The 2,911-nt window shown below is 63.2% G+C and carries 3 protein-coding genes; all 3 read left to right on the top strand.

The window, feature by feature from the left end; all coding sequences use genetic code 11:
• A partial coding sequence (locus HP499_RS22880) for an alkaline phosphatase D family protein (protein WP_172326359.1) occupies positions 1-1,017 on the top strand: 1,017 nt, incomplete at its 5' end.
• A gap of 162 nt (positions 1,018-1,179) precedes the next feature.
• On the top strand, positions 1,180-1,839 hold the full coding sequence (locus tag HP499_RS22875) for a hypothetical protein (RefSeq protein ID WP_172326358.1): 660 nt from the start codon (positions 1,180-1,182) through the stop codon (positions 1,837-1,839).
• 48 nt (positions 1,840-1,887) lie between these two features.
• Positions 1,888-2,911 (top strand): pyridoxal phosphate-dependent aminotransferase (locus HP499_RS22870; RefSeq protein WP_172326357.1); only part of this gene is annotated, 1,024 nt, incomplete at its 3' end.

Here is a 2,911-nt window from a genome sequence, read left to right as displayed (position 1 = left end):
CTCTACGAGTACAAGAAGGGCAGCTACGTGATCGGCGGCGGCAATCCGCGCGATCATGAGGGCCCCGAAACCAGCACCCTGGCCGGCTACCGCCAGCGGCATGCCCAATACAAGTCCGACGCCGACCTCCAGGCAGCGCACGCAATCGCACCGTGGCTGGTGGTGTGGGATGACCACGAGGTGGACAACAACTGGGCGGACGAAATCCCCGAGAACAACGACGCCGGCCAGCTCAACGACACCACGGAGCGTTTCCGGCAGCGCCGCTCGGCAGCGTTCCAGGCGTACTACGAGAACATGCCGCTGCGCCGCTCTTCAGTCCCGGCCGGGTTCGACATGAAGATCTACCGCACCATCCAGTGGGGCCAGCTGGCCAACTTCCACATGATGGACACCCGCCAATACCGCGACGATCAGCTCGCGGGCGACGGTTGGCGGAAGAACGTCACCGAACGCCTGGCCGAGAACCGCACCATCACCGGCGCCGAGCAAGAGAAATGGCTGCTGGAGGGCTTCAGGAACTCCACGCAGCGGTGGGACATTCTTGGCCAACAGGTCTTCTTCGCCGAGCGGGACCGGGACAAGGCGCCGGATATCGATGACGTCTCCATGGATGGCTGGGACGGCTACGCCGCCTCCCGCCGTCGCATCACCCAAGGGTGGGTGGACGCCAAGGTGCGCAACGCCGTCGTACTGACCGGCGACGTCCACCGCCACTGGGCCACCGAGCTCAAGGTGGATTACAAGGACCCGGCCGCAGCTGTGGTGGGCTCAGAACTGGTGTGCTCATCCATCACGTCCACGGGAAATGGCACAGGATCCGCCACCGACCCCACCATGGCGTGGAACCCGCACCTGAAGTTCCACAACGACAACCGCGGCTACGTGAACACCCGCATCACCAAGGACGCCATGACCGCGGACTTCCGGGTGCTGGACTACGTCACCACGCCCGGTGCACCCGTCAGCACCAAAAAGTCCTACACGATCACCGACGGCGTTCCCGGCCTCGCCTGAGCGCGTGGTCTCCCAACTAAGTGACAGCACTTGCTCCAATGAGCCCTCATTGCGACGTGTGCTGTCACCTACTTGGGTCCGGATCCCAGTGACTACGGGCATCTCCGGGAGTAGCCTAGTTCCAGTTGATGTAGTAGATCTCTGTCCGGCTGGGGTTCTGCCGTGGGCCATGTGCGTTCGTCGCTGTCCGACCTTCTGGGGGTACTTTCCGACGCCGTCGCTCCTCGGCATGTGAGGTTCGACGACGGGTCCCCCACCGCCGTCGTTCCCTTGCCTGAGGCGCCGGTCACCGTCCGGGCTGTCACCCTCAACCGGATTGGCAGGTCGCGCGGAGACGGGCCCGCACTTGACCTCGAACTGCGGGTTGCCGTGGAATGTCACGGCCCCGAGCAGTTGGACACCATGGAGCAAATGCTGTTGGCCGTGGAACTCCACAGCCAGTACTCCGTGGTCTCCAACGGTGAATTCCGGCCCGAGGAGTATTCGGGCGCCATTCAGCAAGGGCTGGGTTTCCTGGTCCGCATCCCCGTGTCCCTGCCTTTCGACGAACCCTCCGATCCTCCCGCCGGAACCGCACCCGGCACGGCAGGTGCCGCCCACCGGATCCGGGGACGGGTGGTTGACGGGCACAATAAGGGAGTCGCTGACGCATTTATCTATGCCCATTCCTCGGCTACGGCTGCCGTCAGTGATGCCACCGGGCATTTTGAGGTCCTGGCATCAGCGGATGAACTCCAGCACTTCGCTGTTGCGGTGAACGGTACTGAGCGGGAAGTTTCGGCCAACATCAAGACACTTCCTGTGGTGATTCGCTGGCTCTGATTCCGGAATCATTTGCTCCGGCGGGCGGATGCCATGAAATGATCAACCATGCGTCCGATGCAGCACTCCAGCAAACTCCAGAACGTCCGCTATGAACTCCGCGGGCCGATCCTCCAAGCAGCCAAGGCGATGGAGGCCGAGGGGCACCGTATTCTCAAGATGAACCTGGGAGATACAGCACCCTTCGGGTTGGAGGCGCCGGAGTCTGTGGTGGTGGACATGATCCACCATCTTCGCGGAGCCCAGGGGTACAGCGATTCCAAGGGCATCTTCTCAGCCCGCACCGCCATCTCGCAGTACTACCAAACGCGCGGACTGATGACCATCGGCGTCGAGGATGTCTTCATTGGCAACGGCGTCAGCGAGCTCATTTCCATGACCTTGCAGGCGTTCATGGAGAACGGTGACGAGATCCTGATCCCGGCACCGGACTACCCTCTGTGGACCGCAGCCGTGACGCTCACCGGTGGCAGCCCTGTTCACTACCTGTGCGATGAGGAGGAGAACTGGTGGCCGGACATGTCCGACGTCGAAGCCAAGATCACCCCGCGCACCAAGGGCATCGTGATCATCAACCCGAACAACCCCACCGGAGCCGTCTACCCCCGGCACATCCTGGAGCAGTTCGCCGCGTTGGCCCGCAAGCATGATCTTGTCCTGTTTTCCGATGAGATCTACGAGAAAATCCGCTACGTGGACGCCCCGCACATCCACACCGCCTCCGTGGCCGAGGACGTGTGCGTCCTGACGTTCAGCGGATTGTCCAAGGCGTACCGCATGCCTGGCTACCGCGCCGGATGGGTTGCAGTGACCGGCCCCCGGACCGTCACCGCCGCTTACCGGGAGTCGCTGGAACTGCTGGCCTCGCTGCGGTTGTGTGCCAACGTTCCAGCCCAGCACGCCATCCAAACATGCCTGGGTGGATACCAAAGCATCGAAGCGCTCATTCGTCCCGGCGGGCGTCTCCGCGACCAGCGGGACCTTGCGTGGAAACTCCTCACCGCGATTCCGGGCGTCAGCTGCGTCCCTGCCGCGGGTGCCATGTACCTGTTCCCCAAGCTGGACCCGGAGG

Origin of the sequence: Paenarthrobacter sp. CM16, assembly GCF_013179505.1 — a bacterium.
GTDB lineage: Bacteria > Actinomycetota > Actinomycetes > Actinomycetales > Micrococcaceae > Arthrobacter.
This window is presented reverse-complemented; position numbering and strand designations above follow the sequence as displayed.